The organism is Liquorilactobacillus hordei DSM 19519, from assembly GCF_019443985.1.
GTDB lineage: Bacteria > Bacillota > Bacilli > Lactobacillales > Lactobacillaceae > Liquorilactobacillus > Liquorilactobacillus hordei.
The window spans coordinates 1758983-1785656 of record NZ_CP049303.1 but is presented as its reverse complement, the minus strand read 5'-3'; the positions used below and the strand labels follow the sequence as shown (position 1 = coordinate 1785656).

General features: G+C 35.3%; 27 protein-coding genes. 24 read left to right on the top strand and 3 right to left on the bottom strand.

What is annotated here, in order from left to right; genetic code table 11:
• The first annotated feature begins 9 nt into the window (after positions 1 to 9).
• The 7 genes from G6O70_RS09865 (at position 10) to G6O70_RS09835 (ending at position 6341) form a co-directional block, all read left to right on the top strand.
• Positions 10 to 819: an SDR family NAD(P)-dependent oxidoreductase gene (locus tag G6O70_RS09865; protein WP_057870142.1), complete on the top strand. Its 810-nt coding sequence runs from the start codon at positions 10 to 12 to the stop codon at positions 817 to 819.
• Between the two features lie 24 nt (positions 820 to 843).
• Complete coding sequence (locus tag G6O70_RS09860) at positions 844 to 1191, top strand: lipopolysaccharide assembly protein LapA domain-containing protein (protein ID WP_057870143.1); 348 nt, start codon at positions 844 to 846, stop codon at positions 1189 to 1191.
• Positions 1192 to 1213: 22 nt separating this feature from the next.
• On the top strand, positions 1214 to 3547 hold the full coding sequence (recJ, locus tag G6O70_RS09855) for a single-stranded-DNA-specific exonuclease RecJ (protein ID WP_057870144.1): 2334 nt from the start codon (positions 1214 to 1216) through the stop codon (positions 3545 to 3547).
• Between the two features lie 19 nt (positions 3548 to 3566).
• Positions 3567 to 4085, top strand: coding sequence for an adenine phosphoribosyltransferase (locus tag G6O70_RS09850; protein ID WP_057870145.1), 519 nt, complete (start codon positions 3567 to 3569; stop codon positions 4083 to 4085).
• A 113-nt stretch (positions 4086 to 4198) separates the two neighbouring features.
• Complete coding sequence (locus G6O70_RS09845) at positions 4199 to 4861, top strand: potassium channel family protein (protein ID WP_181387818.1); 663 nt, start codon at positions 4199 to 4201, stop codon at positions 4859 to 4861.
• 92 nt (positions 4862 to 4953) lie between these two features.
• Positions 4954 to 5478 carry a helix-turn-helix domain-containing protein gene (locus G6O70_RS09840; RefSeq protein ID WP_219934272.1) on the top strand — a complete coding sequence of 175 codons (525 nt, stop codon included), beginning with the start codon at positions 4954 to 4956 and terminating at the stop codon, positions 5476 to 5478.
• 20 nt (positions 5479 to 5498) lie between these two features.
• Positions 5499 to 6341: an IS3 family transposase gene (locus G6O70_RS09835; protein WP_219934266.1), complete on the top strand. Its 843-nt coding sequence runs from the start codon at positions 5499 to 5501 to the stop codon at positions 6339 to 6341.
• A gap of 239 nt (positions 6342 to 6580) precedes the next feature.
• Here the strand turns inward: G6O70_RS09835 and G6O70_RS09830 are convergent, their stop codons facing one another.
• Positions 6581 to 9205 carry a YfhO family protein gene (locus G6O70_RS09830; RefSeq protein ID WP_057869066.1) on the bottom strand — a complete coding sequence of 875 codons (2625 nt, stop codon included), beginning with the start codon at positions 9203 to 9205 and terminating at the stop codon, positions 6581 to 6583.
• Positions 9206 to 9413: 208 nt separating this feature from the next.
• On the opposite strand from G6O70_RS09830, the gene G6O70_RS09825 reads away from it, so the two are divergent.
• The 7 genes from G6O70_RS09825 (at position 9414) to G6O70_RS09795 (ending at position 14728) form a co-directional block, all read left to right on the top strand.
• On the top strand, positions 9414 to 11489 hold the full coding sequence (locus G6O70_RS09825; protein WP_057869065.1) for a peptidoglycan D,D-transpeptidase FtsI family protein: 2076 nt from the start codon (positions 9414 to 9416) through the stop codon (positions 11487 to 11489).
• Positions 11490 to 11619: 130 nt separating this feature from the next.
• Positions 11620 to 11769 carry a 50S ribosomal protein L33 gene (gene rpmG, locus G6O70_RS09820; RefSeq protein WP_003690623.1) on the top strand — a complete coding sequence of 50 codons (150 nt, stop codon included), beginning with the start codon at positions 11620 to 11622 and terminating at the stop codon, positions 11767 to 11769.
• Positions 11770 to 11857: 88 nt separating this feature from the next.
• Positions 11858 to 12409, top strand: coding sequence for a 5-formyltetrahydrofolate cyclo-ligase (locus G6O70_RS09815; RefSeq protein WP_057869064.1), 552 nt, complete (start codon positions 11858 to 11860; stop codon positions 12407 to 12409).
• Positions 12410 to 12418: 9 nt separating this feature from the next.
• Positions 12419 to 13072, top strand: coding sequence for a rhomboid family intramembrane serine protease (locus tag G6O70_RS09810; protein WP_057869063.1), 654 nt, complete (start codon positions 12419 to 12421; stop codon positions 13070 to 13072).
• Between the two features lie 33 nt (positions 13073 to 13105).
• A complete protein-coding gene (locus tag G6O70_RS09805) occupies positions 13106 to 13303 on the top strand; it encodes a YqgQ family protein (protein WP_057869062.1) in 198 nt (65 codons plus the stop codon).
• Positions 13304 to 13328: 25 nt separating this feature from the next.
• Positions 13329 to 14288, top strand: a complete 960-nt coding sequence (locus G6O70_RS09800; protein ID WP_057869061.1) for an ROK family glucokinase — start codon at positions 13329 to 13331, stop codon at positions 14286 to 14288.
• 32 nt (positions 14289 to 14320) lie between these two features.
• A complete protein-coding gene (locus G6O70_RS09795) occupies positions 14321 to 14728 on the top strand; it encodes a rhodanese-like domain-containing protein (RefSeq protein ID WP_057869060.1) in 408 nt (135 codons plus the stop codon).
• Positions 14729 to 14874: 146 nt separating this feature from the next.
• Here the strand turns inward: G6O70_RS09795 and G6O70_RS09790 are convergent, their stop codons facing one another.
• Complete coding sequence (locus tag G6O70_RS09790; protein ID WP_083481883.1) at positions 14875 to 15051, bottom strand: DUF3042 family protein; 177 nt, start codon at positions 15049 to 15051, stop codon at positions 14875 to 14877.
• A gap of 110 nt (positions 15052 to 15161) precedes the next feature.
• Here G6O70_RS09790 and miaA point away from each other — a divergent pair, with 110 nt between their 5' ends.
• The 4 genes from miaA to glnA all read left to right on the top strand — a co-directional run bounded on the left by miaA (position 15162) and on the right by glnA (position 19210).
• Entirely contained in the window at positions 15162 to 16094 is a 933-nt protein-coding gene (gene miaA / locus G6O70_RS09785; RefSeq protein ID WP_083481882.1) for a tRNA (adenosine(37)-N6)-dimethylallyltransferase MiaA, read from the top strand.
• Between the two features lie 19 nt (positions 16095 to 16113).
• Positions 16114 to 17376 carry a methionine gamma-lyase family protein gene (locus G6O70_RS09780; protein ID WP_057869074.1) on the top strand — a complete coding sequence of 421 codons (1263 nt, stop codon included), beginning with the start codon at positions 16114 to 16116 and terminating at the stop codon, positions 17374 to 17376.
• Between the two features lie 75 nt (positions 17377 to 17451).
• Entirely contained in the window at positions 17452 to 17841 is a 390-nt protein-coding gene (locus tag G6O70_RS09775) for a MerR family transcriptional regulator (protein ID WP_057869058.1), read from the top strand.
• Positions 17842 to 17866: 25 nt separating this feature from the next.
• Positions 17867 to 19210, top strand: coding sequence for a type I glutamate--ammonia ligase (gene glnA, locus G6O70_RS09770; RefSeq protein WP_057869073.1), 1344 nt, complete (start codon positions 17867 to 17869; stop codon positions 19208 to 19210).
• A 74-nt stretch (positions 19211 to 19284) separates the two neighbouring features.
• Here the strand turns inward: glnA and G6O70_RS09765 are convergent, their stop codons facing one another.
• Entirely contained in the window at positions 19285 to 19608 is a 324-nt protein-coding gene (locus tag G6O70_RS09765; protein ID WP_057869057.1) for a hypothetical protein, read from the bottom strand.
• A gap of 184 nt (positions 19609 to 19792) precedes the next feature.
• On the opposite strand from G6O70_RS09765, the gene gmk reads away from it, so the two are divergent.
• From gmk to rsmB, 6 genes are all read left to right on the top strand, one after another.
• Positions 19793 to 20413 (top strand): guanylate kinase, encoded by a 621-nt coding sequence (gmk, locus tag G6O70_RS09760; protein WP_057869056.1) that lies wholly within the window; start codon positions 19793 to 19795, stop codon positions 20411 to 20413.
• Complete coding sequence (gene rpoZ / locus G6O70_RS09755; RefSeq protein WP_057869055.1) at positions 20410 to 20622, top strand: DNA-directed RNA polymerase subunit omega; 213 nt, start codon at positions 20410 to 20412, stop codon at positions 20620 to 20622. The genes gmk and rpoZ overlap by 4 nt, the downstream gene beginning before the upstream one ends.
• Positions 20623 to 20756: 134 nt before the next feature.
• Complete coding sequence (gene coaBC, locus G6O70_RS09750; protein WP_057869054.1) at positions 20757 to 21935, top strand: bifunctional phosphopantothenoylcysteine decarboxylase/phosphopantothenate--cysteine ligase CoaBC; 1179 nt, start codon at positions 20757 to 20759, stop codon at positions 21933 to 21935.
• A gap of 12 nt (positions 21936 to 21947) precedes the next feature.
• On the top strand, positions 21948 to 24368 hold the full coding sequence (gene priA / locus G6O70_RS09745) for a primosomal protein N' (RefSeq protein WP_157047940.1): 2421 nt from the start codon (positions 21948 to 21950) through the stop codon (positions 24366 to 24368).
• Positions 24369 to 24387: 19 nt separating this feature from the next.
• Positions 24388 to 25341, top strand: coding sequence for a methionyl-tRNA formyltransferase (gene fmt, locus G6O70_RS09740; RefSeq protein ID WP_057869052.1), 954 nt, complete (start codon positions 24388 to 24390; stop codon positions 25339 to 25341).
• Complete coding sequence (gene rsmB, locus G6O70_RS09735) at positions 25334 to 26665, top strand: 16S rRNA (cytosine(967)-C(5))-methyltransferase RsmB (RefSeq protein WP_057869051.1); 1332 nt, start codon at positions 25334 to 25336, stop codon at positions 26663 to 26665. The genes fmt and rsmB overlap by 8 nt, the downstream gene beginning before the upstream one ends.
• Positions 26666 to 26674 lie beyond the last annotated feature (9 nt).

Here is a 26674-nt window from a genome sequence, read left to right as displayed (position 1 = left end):
AGGGAAAGAATGAAGAATTATAAACAACTAAAGGATCTGCATAATCGGATTGTTGTTGTAACAGGAGCATCTTCTGGACTAGGGGAACAGATAGCATATGAATTAGCGAGAAAGGGTGCGATTGTAGTAGCTTGTGCCCGAAGATTAGACAGACTTGAGGTAGTCACGAGAGAATGTCAGAAATTATCAGGACGAATATCGGTTGCAAAACAGCTAGATGTTGAAGATCCACTGCAAATTGAGCATTTAGTCAAAAATATCGAAGACGAACTGGGGCCGATTGATGTCCTTGTAAATAATGCAGGTTTTGGATTAATGGAAGATGTTCTTAATTTTGAAATGAAGACGGCTGAAAAGATGTTCAGAGTTAATGTATTGGGATTGATGTACCTATCAAAGTATACTGCGCTTAAGATGGCAAAACGTAAAAGAGGTGCCATTATTAATGTGGCCTCTGTAGCCGGTAAGATTGCAACACCAAAATCGGCCGTGTATTCAGCAACTAAATTTGCAGTGCTGGGGTATTCAAATGCACTAAGGCTCGAATTAAAGCCTCTGGGAATTTCTGTGTTGACTGTTAATCCAGGACCAATTGATACTGAGTTTTTTGAGATAGCTGATAAAACGGGAAGCTATCTAAGTAGAGTTGGTTTTTTAGTTCAACAACCAGAAGACATTGCGCAAAAAGTAGTTAGTACAATTGGAACCAGCAAAAGGGAGCTTACGGTACCTTTTTCTTTTGAAATAGCTCATCGCTTTTATGAATTATTTCCAAGAATTGGGGATTATTTAGCGGGGGATTTGTTTAACAAGAAATAGGATTAATAAAAGGGAGCGTTGAGTATGAAAAATCAGTGGAGAATGATTGTGGCACTTTTGATAGCATTAGTCGTAGTGATTTTTGCGTTGCTGAATACACAAAAAGTTGAACTGAATTTTCTGTTTGGTAAGTTTAGTTTGCCATTAGTCTTAATTTTAGTAGTTTCATTGTTGTTAGGTGCTTTAGTGGCTGTTTTAGTGTCAACAGTAACAATTGTTAGTTTAAGACGAGAATTGAAAAAGAAAAATGATAATGAAGAACAAATTAAGAAGCAACTTGAAGATGATTACCAGAAAAAGTTGACTGAAGTCAGGGCGAAATATCAGCGCAAAATCAATAATAATCGAACTAATGATTTGAATTTGAAGTAAAACTTAGTAGGAGTTGATTTTTTTGTTCGACAAGCACTACGAATGGAAGTTCGAGTCTACGGCATTGGAAGAAAAAGAATTAAAATTGCAAAAACAAATGGGAATTTCAAAACTGCTAGCACGGTTGTTAGTTAAGAGAAATATCTCAAACTCTGATGCGGCTAACAAATTTCTAAATCCAAGTGAAGATAATATTTGTGACCCCTATCTTTTGCATGATATGGATAAAGCTGTAGAACGAATCCAAAATGCTGTAATGAATAATCAAATGATTACAGTTTATGGTGACTATGATGCAGATGGTTTAACAAGTACAGCAGTGATGTACGAAACACTTGAACAACTGGGTGCCAGTGTAAACTATTACATACCTGATCGTTTCGTTGATGGATATGGACCAAATATAGATGTGTATAAAAAGTTGATTAGTGCTGGAACAGAACTAATTATTACGGTCGATAACGGAGTTAGTGGATATGAGGAGGTTGCATACGCACAAAGTAAAGGTGTCGATGTTGTGATAACCGACCATCATGAATTGCCTGACAAGTTACCTGAAGCAGCTGCAATTGTTCATCCACGACATCCTAATAAAAAATATCCTTGTCCAGATTTAGCAGGTGTTGGGGTTGCTTTTAAAGTTGCTTCAGCATTGTTGGAAGATATTCCACAAGAGCTACTTGATTTAGTTGCAATTGGGACAGTTGCTGATTTAATGCCGTTACTTGGTGAAAACCGCGCACTTGTTAAGTTTGGAATTATTGCGCTTAGAAACACACAACGTTTGGGATTGTTAACTTTGTTAGATAATGCAAAAATCAACGTTGCTGATATTAGTGAAGAAACGATCGGCTTTGCACTTGCTCCACGCTTAAATTCACTAGGAAGAATTCAAAATGGAAATACTGGGGTAGAATTATTAACTACACTTGATGATGACAGGGCAAAGCAACTGGCAGATAAAGTTGAAGAGTTGAATGCTAAACGCAAAGAATTAGTGACGACTATTACAGAACAGGCACTTCAGAAGTTAGCTGAAGAAAATCCCAATAAGCATTTAATCAATGTTGTTGCTGGTGAAAATTGGCATGAAGGTGTCTTAGGGATTGTTGCTAGTCACTTAGTTGAAAGAACGGGAAAACCATCACTTGTGTTAAGTGTTAGTGAAGATGGGGAAACGGTGAAAGGTTCGGGGAGATCGATTGAATCTTTCCAACTTTTTGATGCAATTAATGTTCATCGTGATCTTTTAATTAGTTTTGGCGGACATCATATGGCATGTGGTTTGGCTTTGGAAAAATCAAAAGTGGTTGAATTACAAAGAGTACTAGATGTTGAAGCAAAAAACCAGCAGCTGGATTTAGATAAGAAAACACCATTAGAAGTTGAGCAAACTATTGAGATAGATGATCTCAGTCTTGATTTTTTTGAAGAAATAAAACAATTAGCACCATTTGGAGTGGCTAACCCTAAGCCCATTTTTTCCTTTTCAAATTATAAAGTTCAAAAGTCAATTTTGATGGGGCAAGATAAGAATCATTTTAAAATGACTTTAAAAGGTAGACAGGAAGCAATTGATGCAATTGCATTTTCAATTGGTGAGAATGGGCAACAACTTGTTAATAATGCAGATGAAATAGAATTTGTTGGAGAGCTGAGCACTAATGTGTGGAGAGGACAAACAAAACTGCAAATAATGATTAAGGACTTTTGCCTAGATATTGCGGAAACAACTAAGATTAGAGTTAATGACTTAAGACACAGTAAGTTAACTCCAAATTTGCTACGAACAGATGGTGAATTCTTTTTCTTTGATGCAACGGTCTATCGGAAGTTGGCAAATTATTTTAAGCGCGATGCAAGAATAATTGTAGGGCTGGATAAGTTGCCTGAACAAGCAAAGGTCAACAATTTAATTATTGTGGATTGTCCACCAAATTTGGAAAGCTTTAGTACTTTATTAAATAAAGTTGAATTTGAAGAGATAACAACTATTCTTTATCCGTACAAGCCGATACTTCTCACGGGGATGCCAACCAAAGAAGAACTTGGAAAAGTTTATCGTTTTGCAGTTTCACACAAAAATATTGATTTAAAAAATGATTTGAACAAACTAGCAGATTATTTGAAAATAAAAAAAGATTTGCTGATTTTTATGTTACAGGTGTTTTTTGAAGTTGGATTTGTTAAAATAGACAATGGATTAATGGCTGGATCATCTTCAAGCAGAAGAATTAATTTGAAGGATGCTCCTAGTTATCGTGCAAGACAACGATTGCTTGAAGCAGAAAATGTCTTATTGACGAGTAAAACTGTAGAATTTGAGAAAATTATTTCCCAGTTCATAACAGTTTAATTAAAGGAGCGTTTATAGAATGGCACTAGATTTGACGAAGTATATCGCAAGCATCCCTGATTATCCTGAAAAGGGAATTGTTTTTCGGGATATCTCACCTCTGATGGCAGATGGAGAAGCTTATAAGCAAGCTACGGCACGAATAGTTCAATTTGCCCATGATAAGAAGGTTGAGATGATTGTTGGCCCTGAAGCACGAGGCTTTATTGTTGGATGCCCTGTAGCCTATGAACTAGGGGTTGGTTTTGCGCCCGCACGTAAAAAGGGAAAGTTGCCTCGTGAAACGGTTGAAGCAAAATATGCGCTTGAATATGGGACATCTGCTCTGTACATGCATAAAGATGCGGTTAGACCAGGACAACGGGTGTTGGTTACTGATGACTTATTGGCAACTGGTGGAACAATTGGAGCGACAATTGATTTAGTTGAACAACTAGGTGGGATTGTTGTTGGCTGTGCGTTCATTATTGAACTAGACGCTTTAAATGGACGTGACAAAATTAAGGATTATGATATTTTAAGTTTGATGAATTATTAATTTAATTGATTTAACATTTAGCAGGTATGATGAAATTAATGTTGAAAAGGAGCTCTGACAAATTACTTTTGTGTCGTAGCTCTTTTTTGTTAAGGAGGGACTTCAACAGAATGATTAAACAAACTTTTGCGGTGATTGGGCTAGGAAGATTTGGTTCAAGTGTTTGTCAGACTTTGATAAACGCTGGTGCTGAAGTATTGGTGATTGACAAAGACGAGGCACGAATAAATGCTTTTAAAGATATTGCAACTCAAGCAATTATTGCGGATGCACAAGATGAAAGTACGCTCAAATCAATTGGTATTCGAAACTTTGATCATGTCGTAATAGCGATTGGTGAAGACATCCAAGCAAGTATTCTGGTCACATTGATGGTTAAAGAATTGGGTGTTAAGTATATTACTGCCAAGGCGCAAAACGAGTATCATGCACGTGTTTTGGTAAAGTTGGGAGCAGATAAAGTTGTTCATCCTGAAAGAGATATGGGAACAAGAATTGGTAAGAATCTTCTTTCAAGAAATATGTTAGATTACCTTGACCTATCTTCTGATATCAAAGTTGCTGAGATTAAGATTACAAAAAATTCTTTTGTTGGGGCATCTTTAGCTTCACTTGAATTTAGAAAGAAATACGCACTTAACGTAATTGCAATCAGACACGACAAAAAAATAGACATTTCCCCCGCACCAAGTGATGCACTGATTCTAGGAGATAGTCTACTAGTTGTTGGTTATCAAAAAGATGTTGATTATTTCAACAGTTTAATGGATCAATAGTCTTTATTGAATAGATGAAAAATTGGGAGAATGACATAAGTGAAGTGCCTTACAAAACTTGGACATGTAAATCAAGTTTTGGAGGTGCTTTTTTGACACGTAATTATACCTACAGCTTTAAGTTGAAAGTAGTTAAAGAATATTTAAATGGTGAAAATTCACTCCACACACTGTGTCTGAAATATAAGATGCCGAGTGATACTCCATTAGTAATTTGGGTGTCGCGTTATAAAGCTTTTGGTCCTACCGGACTTAAACAGCTTAAACGCCGGCACTATTCTAATGATTTCAAGGTAGCGGTTATTACATATTACTTGAACCATTCTACCAGTATTCAAAAAACAGCCATCCACTTTAATATCAGCCACACAGTCGTTTATAATTGGCTTAAATTAATGCGGCAATTTGGAATTAAAGCCGTAATTTCATCTAAGATAGGACGACCCAAGATGGTTAAGAAAAAGAAAGAAACATCCAAGAAAAAGACCGAACAACAGTTAATAGAGAGACAACAAAAACAAATCAGACATTTAGAACAGGAACTTTCCTATACTAAAATTGAGAATGTTTATCTAAAAAAATTGGATGCCGTAATTCGAAACAAAAAACAGCACTAAAAGTTAAAACAATTAACGAATTGCGGCGTGATTATCCCTTTATTACGCTCTTAAAAGTTGCGGGACTTGCGCGTTCGACGTATTACTATCATTTAGCTTGTCTAAACCGGCCTGATAAATATCGTCAGGTTAAACAAATTATTCGGCAAGAATTTGCCCGCTCTCATCAAACTTATGGTTATCGTCGCATGAGATTTGTTTTAAAACAGCATCATGTTAAACTTTGTCTAGAAACTGTTCGTAAAATTATGTTTTCTATGGGTCTGAAAGTTACTCTTTTTTCAAAACATTCTGGTCGGTACAACTCATATCATGGTCATGTTGGACAGGTGGTACCTAACTTGCTCAAGCAACAATTCAAGGCCCATAAACCATATACTGTTTTGCATACTGACGTCAGTCAGTTTAAACTTACGTGTGGAAAATGGGGTTATATTTCGACAGTTATTGATGAGGCTAGTAATGAAGTTTTAGCCGCTAAAGTTAGTTCAACACCCAATCGTGTTTTGATCGATCAAACCCTTGAAACAGTCATTAAAAAAATTCCCGCAACCACTAAACCAATTCTACACTCTGATCAAGGGTGGCAATATCAAATGACCAATTATCAAGCTAAACTAAGACATCATCATTTCATTCAAAGCATGTCTCGTAAGGGAAATTGTTTAGACAATGCCCCAGTTGAGAGCTTTTTCAGTATGCTTAAACGTGAATGTTTAAGGCGCATTAAGGTTACTTCGCTCAGTGAACTAAGTACATTAGTGGAACATTATGTTGCTTGGTATAATAACCAGCGAATTTCACTTAAGCGTCACGGATTAACTCCAGTCGAATATCGTAAACAGTATCTAACTAATAATTAAAACAAACATGTCCAACTTTTTTAAGGCAGTACAAAGTCGTGAAAAGTTTGAGTACTAACACGAAATTACGAATATCGCGAGTGCTCTTCTACGAATAACGAGAAGTTAAGCGGAAAGTTTTGACTTATGAAACACATTTATTCTAGTTACATTTGTTTCTCATAGATCAAAACTCTTTATTTAACGTTAACCGATTTAAATTTTATTGATTTCTGTCTAGTGCATGTCTAGTGCCATGTTCACCTCTTTTTTCTGCGTTCCAAAATAATTATGAATGATAGCATAATTATTCCAATTAATGTAATTACGGTACCTACCAAGAATAAAGGAGGCGTGAAGGTTAGTGTGATTGAGTGCTTTCCTTTAGCCACATTTGCTGCTAGAAATGTGTTTTGAATTTTAAAAGTAGGAACTTTTTTGCCATCTACACGAACTGTCCACCCAGAGCTATACGGTATCGTAGTAGCTAAAAGATGATTAGAGGTAGCATTATATGTTCCGGATAGTTTCCGTGATGAAACTTGTTTTAAATTAACAGAGTGTTTTTTGATGCTTGTAATCTTATTTTGAACCAAACTATTATTCATTCTGTAAAGAACAAAGTTATTGAGCCACAATGACGACTTTTTAAAATGAGCGGTTAAGACAATTTCTTGACCTTTTGAATGATTGGCAATATTAACTACAACGGTGTGCCTGAAAGTTCCGTATTGTTTTAGCTGTTGATTATTCAAGTATAATGATACATTGTCTGAATCAAAAGCTGAGCCAAGTGTCAGGTAATAAGAATCATTTGTTGTAGGCGTAAATTTGAAGACTATTTGGGCAGATTTTGCAAAGTCTTTCTTCTTAAAAACAGTATTCGTCAATTTAGTTGATTGTTCAATATTTTGAAAGACAACTTCATTGAAGTTTTGTGATTCAAAGTACTTGGTATTTTTATTGCCAAGTGTCTTATTTAACCACTCAGTTTGATATTCAATTGGATTGTCATAGAATACTTGCAAGTTTTTTAATTGATTACTAGCAAGATAAGCATATCCTAAAGCATTATTATTTTTATAAATCTGTGTTAATTTATTTTGTTTAACTGCTTTGTAGCGAGACAAATCTGGCTTTTCAGCTAAAGATGAAAGAGGTTGTCCATTTTTTAGCAATGAGCTGTCAATTGGTGTAATGAAATATTTCATATTCAAGAACGCATCACTAATAATTGTTCCGTTTGAGTAAGTAACGTAATTGTCACCATCGGGATTACCAATCATACCATAAAAATCTGGAATACTTTTTTCAAGAGCTGAGCTAAAGTATGAACCGGTATTTAGGTTATTGGCAAGGCCATCATTTTTTGTACGACTGTATGTTTGACCGGTACGAAAAGCACTATCTTTGAGATTATTTAAATAATTACTATCTTTTATAAGTGCCTTTGTGGGTGTCGCATAGTCTTTTTGTGTGAGGTAACTCAAATTACCTAGTGAGATATAAGCATTCATTGATATTTCAACAACACTAATTAAAAATAGTAAGAAAATTTTTATTTTATTATATTTGGAATTTAGAGCTGTAGCTAGAACTATAAGAGAAAGAGCTGCAAAAACACTTGTAAAAATCAAAGTTTCATTAGTCACATATGAGAACTTCTTTGCATCTATAAAGGAATATGCAATTATACCGGCATAAAGAAGAAAACTAAGCCAGATTTTCCAAGGACGGATTGCTACAAAGTTTTTGAGAGTCCTGCTTGCTAAAAGAAACATCCAGAAGCTGATAATATAAGAAAAACGATATGGATACCAGACTGGGAATTGCCAACCATGCCATAACAAATCAAGAGGTTCGAAACATAAAGATAATACCAAGAAAATGCTAATCAAAAATGCTAAAATTCGTTCTCGTAGACTGATTTTGGAGTCAATAAAATATAGAATAAAGCCTATCACGAAAATTGAACCAATAAAGAGATTTGGGTAGCCTGAAGGCATTTGTTGGAAGTTAAAAGAACCAATAATAAATTTAGAAAGCATTTTTAGAGCATTATATTCAAATTTAAAACTTACAGAATTTTGAGTGTATTGTCCTTTACTTGATAGTAGAGAAGAAATCGTGGGTAATAGAACAATCATTGAGAGTGCGACGGCAACAAGTGAGTTAACAACGAAGTGAATACTTAATGAGAAAATCTGCTTTAAATTTCGCTTGGTTGAGAATACAAACCAAATGAAATATAAGATTAGAAATAAGCAAATCATATAAGCCATATAGTAATTGTCAATTAGCATAATGGCTAATAAAACAATATATGGCCAACTTCGTTTACCAGATAAAAATCTGTGAAGTTGCAAAACGATTAGGGGTAGAAAAATTGTTGCATCTAACCATAACAAATTTAATTGATTAGCAACAAACCATCCCATCATTGCATAAGATGTTGCAAAAGCGACGATCGTTAATCCCGATTGTGTGCGCATTTTTTTAAGAAAATAGCCAAATGATAAACCTGCACAGCCGTATTTTAAAAGCGTGATCAACATGACACCAGCTGCCAGATTTTTTTCTGGAAATAACAATAAAAACAAATTGAATGGACTCATAAGGTAATATGCCCATTCACCAATCATGTTACCGCCGACTTCTTTTGAGAATGAATAAAAGAATCCACTTGGATTGGATAAAAGTGTCCTTCTGAAGTATGAGAAGAAATCAATGTATTGTTGTCCTAAGTCAACGGTTAAAAGGCTGCTTTTACCAAAAGGAAACATTTCCTGTGAGATAAAGTAACCACCCATTAAAAAAATAGGTAAAAAAAAGCTAAGTAATAAAGGATAGTGACTTCGAGCGAAATGTGCTAATCTTATTTTCATGCTAGACTCCTAATAATAATTTATGTAACATCTCTAATTATAATACAGAGTTAAAGTCAAAGTTGAAAAAAGCATGTAGTTTTTATTAAAGTTTAGACAATTAATAAAGTATCAGGGTTAATTTATGGTAACATTATTGAGTAAGCTATTATAGGGCGGTCCGGCATTTGAAAAGGGCTAATTAATTATTTATTGTGAGGGAAAAAAATTGAAGTTTCTTAGAAAAACAAGTAAAAAAAAGCAAGCAAAGAAATCACAGACACCTTTTAGGCTGAATTTTCTTTTTGTAATTGTTTTTTTGCTATTTGCTGCTCTAATTTGGCAATTAGCATATCTTCAAATTGTTAATGGAAACAAATTTGAATCTGAAATCAGCAGTACTGATACACAAACTGAAACAGGAAGTGTTCAACGTGGAATGATTTATGATTCAACGGGGAAAGTATTGGTATCAAATAGTTCCTCACGAGCGATTACATATACTAAACCATTATCTGTTACTTCAAAGCAGATGTATCAGATCGCTAATGCACTTGTTAAATATGTCAAGATAGATACTTCAACGTTAACATCATCAATGAAATCAGATTATTATCTTGGCAATGAACAAAATCTTAAAGCAGTTAATAATAAATTAAAAAAACAAATAACCAAATTTTCAAGTTTAAGCGGGACAGCGACCTATAAAGCAGAGGTTGCTTATGTAAAGAAGCATAAATTAACTGCTAACCTCACTAGCAAACAAAAACAGGCTGCAATTGTCTATTCAAAGATGAGCGGAGCTTATTCACTTTCAACTGTATATTTAAAGTATGAGGATGTTAGTGATAGCGAAATGGCAGAAGTTGGAGAAAATCTTTCCCAAATGCCAGGTGTAAAGATTGGTACAAGTTGGTCTAGAAGTTATCCTAATGGAAGCTCTGTTAAAAGTGTTATTGGAACTGTTACTAGCAAAAAGCAAGGTCTTCCAAGCGATCAATTAAGTGAACTTTTAGCAGAAGGATATGCAAGAGATGATAGTGTTGGCTCAAGTTATATTGAATCTCAGTATGAGAATGTATTGAAGGGAACTAATTCTGTTACAACACTTGAAACACAAAATAATAAAATTACTAAAGAAATTAAGACCTATGGTGGTAAAAAAGGTGATAATGTTGTTTTAACAATTAATGAAAAATTCCAGCAAGATGTTCAAGATATTATGGAAAGTGCTGTTAAGAGTGTTGAAGAAAGTAATCCTTATCTTGCTGGAGCTTACGCTGTAATAATGAATCCTAATACAGGGGCAATCTATGGTCTAGCTGGTGTAAATCGCAATATTAAAACTGGTAAGGTTTCTGAGAATGCACTTGGGACAATTAATCAGTCGTTTGTTATGGGGTCAGTTGTTAAAGGGGCAACAGTAATGGGTGGCTTAATGTCAGGTGCAATTACACCTACGAGCAATACCTTTACTGATCAGCCAATTAAGTTAAAAGATACACCTAGCAAATCTTCATGGTTTAATTCTTCAGGAAGTAACAATATGCAATTAACAGCCTCTGAAGCATTGGAAATTTCTTCAAACTCGTATATGATGCAGGTGGCAATGCGTGAAGCTGGCTTCAACTATCAGGAGAATGCTTCATTGAATATGTCGACTTCAATATTCAGCAAACTTAGAGGGTATTTTAATCAATTTGGATTAGGAGTGAAGACTGGTGTTGATATTCCAGGGGAAGCCTCTGGATATGAAGGACCTTCAACCCAGAGTGATATAGGTAAAGCTCTTGACTTGTCATTTGGTAACTATGATTCATACACTACAATTCAGTTAGCACAATACATGTCGACTGTTGCAAATGGAGGATATCGTTTGCAGCCACACATTTTACAAGCTATCCGAGGTACAAACAAAGATGGAACTTTAGGGAAGACTAAGTACCAATTTACTCCGAATATCTTAAATGTTGTAAGTGCGACGAGTTCTGAATGGAATATTGTAAAGACTGGTTTTTGGGATGTAGTTCATGGTTCTAACTCAATGCGAACTGGTACAAAACTCGCAGATTTGAATCCACAGGTTGTTGCTAAAACCGGGACTGCGCAAACATTTTATGGAACAAATGAAACAACTACTTTGAGTGGTGTTTCATATGCACCTGCTAAAAACCCACAGGTTGTGATAGCGATTGCCTTTCCTGGAATGTCTGAAGAAGATTCAATCAATATGCTATCAATGCATGAAATCTATGAAGCTTATTGGAAAGATGTACAATCTAGTGATGGCTATACCACAGATTAGACTGTCAAGGTAATTTCCTTAACATTTTTCGAAAAAATACTAGCGTGTTTGTACAAAAGATGGTATCATATTTACGTTAGAGGCTCGATTGCCTTTTTTGAAATGAAGTCGTAGTTTGGAGGTTTAGAATATGCGTGTACACATTACAATGGAATGTACTGAATGTCATGAGAGGACATATCTATCAAGTAAGAATAAGCGTAATAACCCAGATCGCTTGGAATTGAATAAGTTCTGTCCACGTGACAATAAGGTAACATTACATCGCGAAACAAAATAACAACAGGAACTTTTTCCTGTTGTTTTTTGTTATGCTACGCTCTTTGAAATTCTTAGCATAGAATCTATTGGGGGGTGCCTAGTTAGAAATGAGCAGAGAAAAAAAGATCTTTCGAAAAAAACAACTAGCAGTATTCGAAAAAGAGAAGAACGAATGGAGCAAAGAACTAGATGAATTGCTTCTTTATAAAAAGCTTTTTAATTCATTTGAGTGGAATGAAGCTAATGTAATTGGGATAACTCTTGGGTTGCCACCTGAAATTGATACTAAGCCAATTATCTCGCAAGCATGGTTGCAAGGTAAAAAGATTTGTATTCCACTCACCTTGCCGCAAAGAAAGATGAATTTTAAGTTGTTGACGCCAACAACGAGAATTATTAAGAATAGTTTTGGAATATTAGAACCTGAAAAATCAAGTAAAGAAGTCAACAAAAATAAAATTGACTTAATTATTGTCCCAGGTCTAGCTTTTTCTTCAAGGGGAGAACGTCTTGGATTTGGTGGTGGATATTTTGATCGATTTTTAGCAGATTATGAGGGGGAAACTATTAGTCTTGCTGAAAAAAATCGGTTCTTTGAGAAAGCTGTTTGGCCGCTTGAAGAAACTGATGTTTTGATAAAAAAAATATTGACATTGTGAGGATGATTTATGGTGGTAAAGAAACCAGTGGTTACCTATACACTTTTGGGAATGAACGTAATTGTCTTTATATTAATGACTTTAGCGGGTGGTAGTGAGAATTTAGGAGTACTAGTTGAATTTGGTGCAAAAGTTAACGCACTTATTGTGGAAGGACAGTGGTGGCGTTTAATTGCACCAATGTTTCTGCATATTGGATTTGAACATATTATTGTGAATATGATAACTTTGTATTTTGTCGGAATTCAACTTGAGAATATTTTAGGTCGAATCAGATTTTTGGCTGTCTATCTAGTAAGTGGGCTTATTGGAAATCTTGCGAGCTTTGCATTTAACCCCAATGCTGTATCGGCAGGTGCAAGTACTGCATTGTTTGGGCTTTTTGGGGTATTTTTAATGATGGGAGAATCCTTCGGTAGTAATCCATATATTCGTGTAATGGCAAAACAGTTTTTATTATTGGTTGTATTGAATATCGGTTTTGGATTTTACGGTGGTGTTGATTTAGCAGGTCACATTGGTGGACTTATTGGTGGTTTTTTAATGGGGTATTCTGTGGGTGTGCCATATGTCGGCAGTGTACCACTTCCTAAAAAAATAGTCAGTATTTTAGCATTGATATTTCTTGGTATTATGATGTTTACTTTGGGTTTTAAAAATTAAAGTTTTCTATTATAATCAATTGGAGATGTTTTTTTGAAAACACTTTACGACGTACAACAATTATTAAAAAAATTTGGAGTTTTTGTTTATGTGGGTAAGCGACTATGGGATATTGAGTTAATGGCACTTGAACTTGATAACCTCTATCGAGCTGGAGTTATTGATAAACAAACTTTTTTAAGTGCTAAGCTTGTTTTAACGCGCGAACATAAGGTTGAAGAAAATAACTAGATGTCATTTTTGGGAGGAAATTTTAATGGATAAAAAATTGATTGGTATTGATTTAGGTGGCACAACAATCAAATTTGCAATTTTGACTGAAAAAGGTGAAATTCAACAAAAATGGAGTTTTGAGACTAATATTCTTGATGATGGAGCACACATCGTTCCAGATATAGTTGAATCTATCAATCATCATATAAAGTTGTATGGGATGGAGACGGAGCAATTTCTTGGTATTGGCATGGGTTCACCAGGAACTGTCGATTTAGAAGCTGGTACGGTTACAGGTGCCTATAATCTTAATTGGAAAAACTTGCAAGAAGTAAAAAAAGTTATTGAAGAAGAGACGAAAATTCCATTTGCAATTGACAACGATGCTAATGTAGCTGCCCTTGGTGAGCAGTGGAAGGGTGCTGGTGAAAATGATCAGGAAGTTGCTTTTGTTACATTAGGAACTGGAGTTGGTGGCGGTTTAGTTTCTAATGGAAAGTTACTCCATGGGCTTGGAGCAGCAGGCGAAATTGGACATATGGTTGTCCAACCAAATGGTTATTTGTGCACTTGTGGTAATCATGGTTGTTTAGAGACATATGCTTCTGCAACCGGGGTTGTTCGTGTTGCACGTGATCTCGCTGAGGAATTTGCAGGAGATTCTAAATTAAAACGTGCTTTAGACGATGGTCAGGAAATCACATCTAAGATTGTATTTGATTTAGCCAAGGAAGACGATCTACTTGGAAAGATGGTTGTTGATCGTGTCAGTTATTATCTTGGGCTAGCTTGTGGTAATATTGGCAATTTACTGAATCCTTCATCTATTGTTATTGGTGGTGGCGTTTCAGCAGCAGGTGTATTTTTGTTAAGTCGTGTGGAGAAGTATTTCTTAGAATTTGCCTTCCCAACTGTTAGAAAGACTACACAACTTAAATTAGCTCAGCTAGGGAATGAAGCTGGCGTTATCGGTGCTGCATCGCTTGCTCTGCGCTTCAAATAAAAGATGAGAATTAAAAAAGGGGATGATAGTTTATGCTATTAAATGTTTCAATATGGGTTGTAATTGATATTATCGCCATTGCAATTCTACTTTACATTATCGGAAATCAATTGTATTTATGGTATCAAGGAAGACGGGTAGCTACTCTGCTTGAGAATAAGGATTTTAGGCAAGGAATGCATGTTGGACAAATTATTGATCTGCGCGATAAAGACAATTTTGATGCAGGGCATGTAATGGGGGCACGTAATGTTCCTTATACTCAATTCAAAATTATGAAGGAATCAATTCGTAAGGATATGCCTGTTTACTTATATGACCAAGGAAAGTCCTTGAGTACAAGGATAGCTGTCAAGTTACATAAGGATGGTTATAAAGATATCTTTATATTAAAAAATGGTTTTGAACACTGGGATGGCAAGATTAAAAAAAGAAAATAGTTTTTGAATTTGTCTTGAAAAAATGACAGGTATAGATAAAAGAAAAAGGGCTGCTACAAAACATCTGTTTTGGCACAGCCCTTTTCTCAAATGCAATTAATTATTTCTAAGAAACTTACAGTAAACTATCGTGAAGAGTTAAAAGATTATCCTTGATGTGCAGAATGCATTTTACGGATTGTGCGACGACGATGTTTATCATTAAGTTCTTCTTTTAATTCAATTGGTTCAACAACATTTTTCTTGAAAGCATAAAAACAACCTGCAGCGGCACTAATTGTTGTGACAACCCCTAATAAAAATCCTGTATTAAATTGCTTCAATAAAAAAACCTCCTCAATATCGTTACAGGTTTATTATGAAGTATTTTTGCTTCAAATTCCAGTTTATTGATTAATTTGCTTTAAAATAAAAAATGAAGGGAGTATTTTCTTTGGCTTATAAAGTTATAGTTATAGTTGGGCCTACTGCCGTTGGGAAAACCGCGCTATCTTTGGAATTAGCTCAGATGTTTGATGCTGAAATAATTTCGGGGGATTCTATGCAGGTTTATCGTGGCCTAGACATTGGTACTGCTAAGGCTACTGAGGAAGAAAGAAAGTTAATTCCACATCATTTAATAGATATTAGAGAAATTCAGCAGCATTTTACGGTTGCAGACTTTGTGTGTGATGCTCAAAGAAAAATTAAAGAAATTAATGACAGAAATAAATTGCCATTAATAGTAGGTGGAACAGGATTTTACCTCCAGGCATTACTTGATGGTTATCATTTAGGTGGAAATGAGGTAAAAGGTGATGGTAAGATTCGTGCTAAGTATCAAAAATTTGCTCTAGAAAATGGGAACAATGCTCTATGGGCGTATCTAAATAGTATTGACGAACTTGCAGCAAAACAAATTCCTCTTAATAATGTTAGAAGAATTATTCGTGCTATTGAAGTTTATGAAATGACTGGACATAAGTTTTCAGAACAAGTTGATCGCCCAAATGAAGAAATTGATGCATTAGTAATTGGTTTAAATACAGAACGCAATGTCTTGTACAAAAGAATTGAACAAAGAGTCGATCAGATGATGCAAGATGGATTATTAGATGAGGCACGATGGCTTTTTTATGAAGGAGGAGCCAAATTCCAAGCAGGAAAAGGAATTGGTTATAAGGAGCTGTTCCCTTTTATTGATGGTAAAGGTTCTTTGGAAGATGGAGTGGCGGAGATTAAGAAAAATTCAAGACACTACGCTAAAAGACAGTTAACATGGTTTAGAAATAAAATGAATGTGACATGGTTTGATTTGGTTTCTAATGAAACGGATGTTGTAAAAATAAAAAAAACAGTTATAGAGTGGCTTAAAGAGAGAGGATAGATGGAACTTGAGCGCATGGATGTCTAAATTACCATTAAAGTTACAAAAAACAATTGAAGAGGTTGAACTGCAGATAAGTCATAAGATACAAGAAGTTGATGACCAAGCAACCTACAATCAGATGAGAGTACTCGAGAGTTTTAAAAGTCATCATGTGGCAGAAGAAGATTTTGCTGGTTCTACAGGTTATGGCTATGATGATGTTGGCAGAGATAAGCTTGATGCAATTTATGCAGATTACTTTAACACTGAAGATGCAATGGTTAGACCACAGCTAATCTCTGGAACACATGCAATTACAACAGCACTTTTTGGAGTACTTAGACCAGCAGATACGTTATTTTATATGACTGGAATGCCATATGACACAATTCAGCATGTGGTAGGTATCGTTGGGAATGAACCAGGAACAATGAAGGATTTTGGTATTAATTTCAATTATTCAGCATTACTTGAAAACGGTGAGGTTGACTATGAAGATGTTGAAAAAAAATTGAAGGCCGACGAAAATATTAAAGTAGTTGCTATTCAACGTTCACGTGGTTACTCAGATCGAGCAAGTTTTACTGTTGCAAAAATAAAAAAAATGATTAAATTTGTAAAACGAATCAGACCAGATATGATTATATTTGTTGATAACTGCTATGGTGAATTTTCAGAAGTACATGAACCAACGGAATATGGAGCTGACTTAATGGCAGGATCATTATTCAAAAATGCTGGGGCTGGAATTGCTAAGACAGGGGCCTATATAGTCGGTAGAAAAGACTTGATTAAAAAAGCTGGAAATAGGTTGAATGTTCCAGGGGCAGGTAAAAATGAAGGAGCAACTATTGGACATATGCGTGATATGTTCCAGGGCTTTTTTTTGGCACCAAATGTGACAGCTAATGCAATTAAAGGTGCAATATTTGCAAGTGCATTGCTGGAAAAAATGGAACTTGATGTTTCACCTAAATGGAACGAACCACGGACAGACTTAGTACAAACAATTAATTTTGGAAATCCTGAGGCAATGATTTCTTTTTGTGCGGCAATTCAGCATTATTCACCCGTAAATTCTTTTGTAGATCCTGTACCTAGCTATATGGATGGATATGAGGATGAAGAAATAATGGCATCAGGTAGTTTTACAGAAGGTTCAACAATTGAACTGTCATCCGATGGACCTTTGAGACCACCATTTACTTTGTATATTCAAGGAGGATTAACTTATTCGCATGTAAAAATTGCGATTAGTAATGCAGTCAGTGAAACTTTCTTTGAAAACAAAAAGATGTAAGAAAATGTAACATTTGGCGTTGACATTAATGAAGCCCCTTGCTATCATAAGGGCGTAACTTAGAGGAGGGTTGTTATGAAAGAAAAGGAGCTCAGACGGTCGCTTGCCGTGTTACCTATAGGCACGGTGATGAAACTTACAAATTTGTCAGCGCGTCAAATTCGTTATTATGAAGAACAACAGTTGGTTATGCCTAAGCGTAGTGAGGGTAATCGTAGGATGTATTCTTTGAATGACATTGATCGTTTACTTGAGATTAAGGATTTCTTAGATGAAGGCATTAATATGGCTGGTATTAAGCATATATACGATGAGAAGGAACGAAAACTTGCTGAGAAACAGGCGAAACTTGAGAAACCGCTGACGGATACTGATGTGCGACGAATTTTACGTGATGAATTTATTTCAGTAAGTGGACTTAGCAAGCAAGATGAGTCTTCTTTTAAACATAACAATAACTTCTAAAAATTTAATAAGGAGCGATTTAATGATGGTAAAGCCTAATTATACAAAGGACGATATCCGTAAGATAGCTAAAGATGAAAATGTTAAGTTTTTACGCTTAATGTTCACTGATTTATATGGTGTTATCAAAAATGTTGAGGTTCCGATTAGCCAACTTGAGAAATTATTGGATGATAAATTAATGTTTGATGGTTCTTCAATTGACGGTTTTGTTAGAATTGAAGAGAGTGATATGTGGTTGTATCCAGATTTATCAACATGGATGATTTTCCCATGGGGAAGTGAACATGGCAAAGTAGCTCGTGTCATTTGTGAAGTCTACAACGCTGATCGTACACCATTCATTGGTGATCCACGTAATAACTTAATTCGTGTTCTTGATGAAATGAAAGAATTAGGCTTTACAGAGTTTAATATTGGACCAGAACCTGAATTTTTCTTATTCAAACTTGATCCAGAAACTGGCAAACCAACGCTGAATCTTAATGATAAGGGCAGTTATTTCGATTTAGCTCCTGTTGATTTAGGCGAAAACTGCCGTCGTGATATTGTCTTAGAACTTGAAAATATGGGATTTGATATAGAAGCTTCTCATCATGAAGTTGCTCCTGGACAACATGAAATCGACTTTAAGTATGCTGATGCACTTCAAGCATGTGACAACATTCAAACATTTAAATTGGTTGTGAAAACTGTTGCAAGGAAACATGGATTGCACGCAACATTTATGCCAAAACCACTTGATCGTATTAATGGTTCAGGTATGCATATTAATATGTCATTGTTCAATAGTGAAGGAAATGCATTCTTTGATGAAAATGCTGATATGCAATTATCAAAAGAGGCACGTTATTTCTTGGGTGGTTTATTAACGCATGCACGTAACTTTACTGCGGTAACGAACCCAACTGTTAATTCCTACAAACGATTAGTGCCAGGATATGAAGCTCCCGTTTATGTAGCTTGGTCCGGTCGCAACCGTTCACCACTTGTACGTGTTCCAATTGCTCGTGGAATGTCAACACGTCTTGAATTACGTAGTGTTGATCCAAGTGCGAACCCATACTTGGCAATTGCTTCAATTCTTGAAGCTGGTTTGGATGGATTACGTAAAAAGATTGAAGCTCCAAAGCCGATTGATCGTAATATCTATGTGATGGATGCAGAAGAACGTAAGGCAAATGGAATTTCTGATCTTCCATCAACATTGCATAATGCAATTAAGGAACTTGAAAAAGATGAAGTAATTGCTAAAGCAATGGGACCTCATTTGTATCAAAACTTTATCGAAGGTAAGAAACTCGAATGGGGTGCTTATCGTCAAGAAGTTTCACAATGGGAACGCGATCAATATCTAGAGTTGTATTAAGCAACAAAATAAAAACCATTAGTGAAGTATTACCTGAGGTTCAGAGGTAGTAACTTGCTAATGGTTTTTATAATCTAGTTTTTTGCTAACTTGATGTATTTTATTTGGTTAATGTTCAGGAGATGTGATAAATTACTACCAAGACTATCAATCTTAAAAATATTTTTATTATTTTTGTTTCTTGAAATGAATCCAGTGGCTACAAACTCATTGTTATAAACGTCTTTATAATTAATGCTGATAACTTTGTGTTTTTCAATTGCTTGGCTAATGAAGTAGTTAAGTTGAAAAATAGGCATTTGGATGCAATTACTGAAGTCTAATTCTCTATACGAAGAAAATTGTTTTTGAATACTCTGAGTGATTTGCTGCAATGTCGTTTTCTTTAATTCTAGCATAAATATAAGCACTCTCCTTTTCCAGAACGTTTGTTCGATATTCATATTATAGAACGTTTGTTCGAAAAAGCAAGTGATAACTTTGTTTTTTATTAAGAAATTCTAATTAAGAATAACTTGAAATGTGTCGCGAAAAAGTACATGATAATCTTAATACAATATTTTAGAGGAGAGTTTTGTAAACATGTCTAAACGGGGAATGTTGATAGTATTGTCTGGACCTTCAGGAGTTGGCAAGGGAACAGTCAGAAAAGCTATTTTTGAACAAGATGATAATAAGTTTCACTATTCAATCTCTATGACTACGAGAGCGATGCGAAAAGGAGAGGTTGACGGAAAGGATTATTATTTTGTTTCAAAAGCTGAGTTTGAGAATGAAATTGAGAATGGTGGCATGCTTGAATATGCTCAGTATGTTGACAATTATTACGGAACACCGCTAAAATATGTAAATGAGATGCTTGATCAGGGAAAAGATGTTTTCCTTGAGATTGAGGTAAATGGTGCTATGCAAGTTCGCGAAAAGTGTCCAGATGGGTTATTTATCTTTCTGACCCCTCCAGATTTAATGGAGTTACGTCATAGAATAAGTGGGCGTGGAACAGATGATTTGGCAACTATTGATAAGCGTATGGCAAAAGCAGTTGATGAGATTGAAATGATGCAGAATTATGATTATGCGGTTGTTAATGATGAAGTAGCGAGTGCAGTTGAAAAGGTAAAAACTATCATAAGAGCTGAAAGATGGCGAGTAAAGAGATTTTTACCGGATTATAAAAAACAATTGGGAGATGTTTTAAAATGATTTTATATCCATCAGTTGATGATTTGTTGGAACGTGTTGATTCACGTTATTCTCTAGTAATGTTAGCTAGCAAAAGAGCTCATGAATTGGATGCAGGTGCAATTCCAATGCTTAGTGAATACAAGTCTGTTAAGAATGTTGGTAAGGCGCTTGAGGAAGTTGTTGCAAATGACTTAATTATTGATCCAGACCAAAGAGAAGAAGTGTAATTTTTGGTTTCAAAAGAAGGCCTTGGGACTACTGATCTGATAGTATCAGAAAATAGTCACAGTGGTCTTTTTTGATGTTCTTTTTTGGCTGTATTATTGATACAATATAGTTACTACTAAGGAGGGTTATGCAATTGGAGAATATGCATGTTGTTGTCTGTGTAACTGGTGGAATCGCGGCTTATAAGTCAGTTATTTTTATTAGGGAATTAATCAAGGCAAAAGCGGAGGTTAGAGTTGTAATGACTAAAACGGCAGCAACTTTTGTGACTCCATTAACCTTTAAAACAATTAGTCGTAATAAGGTTTACTACGAAGATAGCGAGCAACAGGGAATTGTTGATCACGTTGAACTTGCGAAATGGGCAGATATTACAGTGGTTATTCCAGCGACCGCTAATACGATTGGAAAGTTAGCTAATGGAATTGCTGATAATTTTACAACAACTTTTTTAATCGCTATGGATTGTCGAAAGTTTATAATACCTGCAATGAATGACAAAATGTATGATAATAAAGCAGTACAGCGAAATTTAAAGCAACTCGTTATTGATGGGTATCAAGTGTTGGAACCTGATACCGGATTTCTTGCTGAAGGTTACGACGCCAAAGGTCGAATGCCTGAACCAGAAACAGTTTTTAACTGGATAAGTTCTTTTATAACAGATAAGCAAGATTTGAAAGGCAAAAAGATAGTAGTTACGGCAGGACACACGATTGAAACAATTGATCCTGTCAGATACATTACTAATCATTCATCAGGCAAGATGGGATTTGCAGTTGCTCGAAATGCGGTACAAAGAGGAGCAGATGTAATTCTAATTAGTGGACCAACTCACTTGAAAAATGACACTGGTGCAAAGCTGGTAACTGTCAAAACGACTGAACAGATGTATGAAGCCGTAAAAAAGAGTTATGTGGATGCTGATATTGTTGTTATGTCGGCTGCAGTATCTGACTACCACGTAATACGACCTGCAAAACAAAAAATTAAGAAAACAGGAAGTAAGTTAACCATTGAATTGGAAAAAAATATTGATATTTTAAAACAACTAGGTCAAGAAAAAGGAATGCAAAAATTAGTTGGATTTGCGGCGGAAACTCAAAACTTGTTGGAAAATGGTCAACAAAAATTACTTAAAAAAAATCTTGATTTAATGGTTGTAAATGATGTATCACGCTCTGATATTGGATTTGGTAGTGATGAGAATCAGGTGATTTTTATGCGACCAAATAAGGAAAATATCAATAGTCCGAAAACTAATAAGGATGAAATTGCCAAAATGATTTTTGATCTTATTACAGAAGAATAGGAGGAATTCACAATCGTATCTTTTGCTGAAATAATTGTTGATGTACCAGCGATGCAGACTGATAGGCCTTTTATATATCAAATCCCTACAAACTTTAAAAACGTGATTAAAGTAGGAATGAGAGTAGGAGTGCCGTTTGGAAATGGGAATCGGTTAATTCAGGGATTTGTAATAGGGTTAAAAAATGGCAATAATTTTTCCGGGAAAATAAAAGAAATCAAGTCTTTAGTTGACGTCGAACCAGTATTAACTGAGGAATCCATTGCGTTGGCAAAATGGATGGCGCATGAGACTTATTCATTCTTAATAAGTTGTTTTCAAGTAATGCTTCCAAGTGCAATGCGTGCTAAATATTATAAGCAAGTCGAACTGCTTGATGAGGAGGTTGACGTAGCTGTTAAGAATTTTTTTTCCTCTAATAAAAAACAAATTCTGAGTGAGGATAAAATCGATCCATCTTTATTAAAAAAGTTGATAGCAGCAAGAGCTTCTGGAAAAATTAATTTAGAATACTTGATGAAAGATAATTTGGTGGAAAAAAAAGTTCAGGTCATTTTGAATAACTTAACAGTTGAAAATTACAGAAATGAAAAAGCAAAATTACGTGCTAATGCCTTGAATTTGAAGAGGTTGCTTGATTATTTAATTAAACTGGAAAATCGAGAAGTTGAACAAACAGTTGTTGAAAAAAAGTTAGGAATTACAAGTGCTGTAATAAAAAAAGCAGAGTCAAAAAATTGGCTAGTACGTAAATCAATTGTGAAAAGAAGAACGACTTACAAACAAAGTGATTTTACAAGAACAGAATCCAAGAAACTTACAAGCACTCAAGAAACAGTCTTTGCTACGATTAGCAACGCCATGAATGAAGGCAATAATAAAACTTTCTTACTTGAAGGTGTAACTGGAAGTGGGAAAACAGAAATTTATCTTCAAGCGATGGCTAAAGCACTAGAGAAAGGTAAATCGGCTTTAATGCTAGTCCCTGAAATAGCCTTAACACCTCAAATGGTAAAAAATGTAGTTGGAAGATTTGGCTCAAAAGTTGCATTATTACACAGTGGCTTATCAGAAGGGGAACGTCTAGATGAATGGCACAGAATTCAAACGGGTGATGCAACGGTGGTTGTTGGCGCAAGATCAGCAGTTTTTGCACCTCTGAAGAATATTGGGATAATTGTTATTGATGAGGAACATGAGTCAAGTTATAAGCAAGAAAACATGCCAAGATACCACGCTATTGAAATTGCAAAGCAACGTGCACAGTATCATAAGTGTTCTTTAATTTTAGGCAGTGCAACACCCTCGCTTGAATCTAGAGCCCGTGCACAAAAGGGTGTTTATGTTTGGCTGCATCTTAATGAGCGAATTAACAAAATGCCACTACCAAAAGTTGAATTGATTGACATGCGATTGGCAACAAAAAAGATTGATGATAACGTTGATTTCTCAGCTGAATTACGTAATGCAATTTTCTTGCGACTAGAGCGCAAAGAACAGATTATTTTGATGCTTAATCGGCGAGGATATTCATCTTTTATGATGTGTCGTGATTGTGGAGAAGTCTTGCAATGTCCAAATTGTGATATTTCGTTGACATTGCATTTGGATAGTCATTCGATGAAATGCCATTATTGCGGACATGAGGAGCGAATTCCACAAAAATGTCCAAGTTGCGGTAGTAATAAAATTCGATATTATGGAACAGGAACTCAAAAAGTGGAGCAGGAATTACAAAACTTATTTCCAAAAGCACGTGTTTTGAGGATGGATGTTGACACTACGAGAAGAAAAGGAATGCATGCAAAATTATTAAAGCAATTTGGTGAGAAAAAAGCAGATATTTTATTAGGGACACAAATGATTGCTAAAGGTCTTGATTATCCTGATGTAACACTCGTTGGTGTATTAAATGCTGATACGGCACTTGGATTAGCTGACTTTAGAGCAAGTGAACGAACATTCCAATTACTGACACAAGTAAGTGGAAGAGCTGGAAGAGCTGATAAGGAAGGTAAAGTAATTATTCAGACTTTCAATCCAGAACACTATGCTTTGCAATTAGCAAAAAAACAAGATTATGAAAGTTTTTTTGTTAGAGAGATGAATATTCGGCATCAAAATGGTTATCCACCATATTTTTATACAATTCAAATTACAGCAAGTGCTAAGGAAGAGGGCCTAGCGGCAAAAAAAATCTACCAAATTTATGCAGAATTAAAAGATTCTTTGAGTACTAAAGCAATTATTTTAGGACCTACTCCAAAAGCAATTGTACGTATTAACAATCAATTTTATTACCAGTTGATTATTAAATATAAACAAGAGTCTAACTTAAGCACGGTCTTAGATGCAATTTTACAAAAGAGTCAAAAAGATGAACGACAAGGGATTTTAATTTCGATTGATAAAGAACCACTTAATTTTATTTAAAATGAAATGAGGTATTTGAATGACATCAGTAATTTTTATGGGAACTCCCCAATTCGCGGCCACAATTCTTGAAGGAATAATCGAAGCTGGTTATGACGTTAAGGCAGTTGTGACGCAACCAGATCGATATGTAGGAAGAAAACGAATTTTAACAGCATCACCTGTGAAACAAGTAGCAGTGAATCACACGATTCCAGTCTATCAGCCACAGAAACTGGGAAAAAGCACAGAACTTGCAGAATTAGTAGAAATTAAACCGGATGTAATAATTACAGCTGCATTTGGGCAATTCTTACCAATGTCATTAATAAATTCTGCAAAAATTGCGGCAGTAAATGTCCATGGATCATTGTTGCCTAAGTATCGAGGAGGCGCACCTGTCCAATATGCAATCATGAATGGTGAGGATAAGACAGGGGTCACGCTAATCTATATGATTAAGAAGATGGATGCGGGTGAGATGTTAGCACAAGCTGAGTTACCAATTTTACCAAACGATGATAATGGAACTATTTTTTCTAAAATGAGCCTTTTAGGAAGGGATGTTTTGATAGAGACACTTCCTAAAATTATTAGTGGTGAAGTCACAGGAATAAAGCAAGATGAAACAGCGGTCACTTTTGCCCCAGTTATTTCACCAGAACAGGAGAAGTTATCATTGGATTTGACCGCACAGCGGCTTGATTATATGATTAGAGCACTTAGACCACAACCAGGGGCTTATTTTGAGAATTTTCTGAACAAAAGAACAAAGTTATGGGATATAAACCCACTTAATGAAAAAACGGAGTATGAAGCAGGAGTGGCAATCTTTGTTGGAAAGAATAAGTTGAAAGTAGCTGCTGCTCAGGGAAGTGTTTACGAAATAAATGAAATTCAACCGGCCGGCAAACCTAAAATGACAATTGGTAATTTTCTAAATGGGCAAGGTCAAGGAATAAAAGCAGGACAGAGGATTATAATAGATGAATGAAGAAAAGAAAACTTCTAGGTTGATAGCGGTTGAGATACTAACAAAGATTGCCAAAAATGGTGCTTATTCAAATTTAGCAATCAATCAAGTTCTAAAAAAAGATCAGTTATCAAGAGTTGATGCTAATTTACTAACAATTATTGTGTATGGTGTACTTCAAAATCTGTTGTTACTTGAGTTTTGGTTAGAACCTTTTGTCAAGGGAAAAAAGATGGATGAATGGGTGAAACAGTTATTATTAATGTCTTTGTACCAGTTGAAGTTTCTAGATAAGGTTCCAGATCATGCAGTTCTAAATGAGGCAATTAAGATTGCGAAAGGCAAAGGACACGATGGCACAAGAAAATTTGTGACAGGTGTTTTACATGCAATTCTACGTAAAGGTGTTTATGATACTGCTAAAATTGAAGACGAAATCACGCGTTTAAGTATTAACTACAGTGTACCTGTATGGATAGTTGAAGAGTTGAAAAAACAAGTTGGGTTAGAAAAAACAGTTTCAATTCTAAGTTCTTTGAATAAGGCGCCTAAACAAGCAATTAGAGTGAATGAATCAAAAATATCAATTGAAGATGTTAAAAATGAGTTGATTGTTGAAGGCTTTAAAGTCGAAAACAGCCGAGTAGCAGCAGGAAGCTTAATTATAGAAAAGGGGCACATAAGTTTAACTCAGCTTTTTAAAGAAGGAAAAGTTATGTTGCAAGATGAAAGTGCGAGCCTTGTGGTTGAATCTATGGAATTAAGTGGAGATGAATTAGTTTTAGATGCTTGCGCTGCTCCAGGGGGAAAAACGATGCAGATTGCTGATCATCTGACCACGGGAATGGTTACTGCATTGGATATCCATGAACACAAGGTAAAATTGATTAGGGAAAATGCTATTAAGTGTGGCTTTGAGAAAAAAGTTAATTCATTGCAGCTTGATGCTAGGAAAGTCAATGAGAAATTTGAACTTGAAAGTTTCAATCATATATTAGTTGACGCACCGTGTTCTGGAATTGGATTGATGAGAAGAAAACCAGAAATTAGATATGAAAAATCTCTGCAAGATTCGCTAAATCTGCATAAAATCCAAGTAGGAATATTAGATAAGGTTGCAAATTATATTAAAGTTGGTGGATATTTAACTTATAGCACGTGTACGATATTGGAGACTGAAAATGGCCAAGTTATTAAAGAGTTTTTGGAAGCGCACCATGAATTTGAGCAAGTGGAAGTAAGGACAAAATTAAATTTAGTCAATCCAAATAACAGCTTGACGATCTATCCAGATGATTATGAATCTGATGGTTTTTTCATTGCCCGATTAAAGAGAGTAAGATAAATGAGGTGA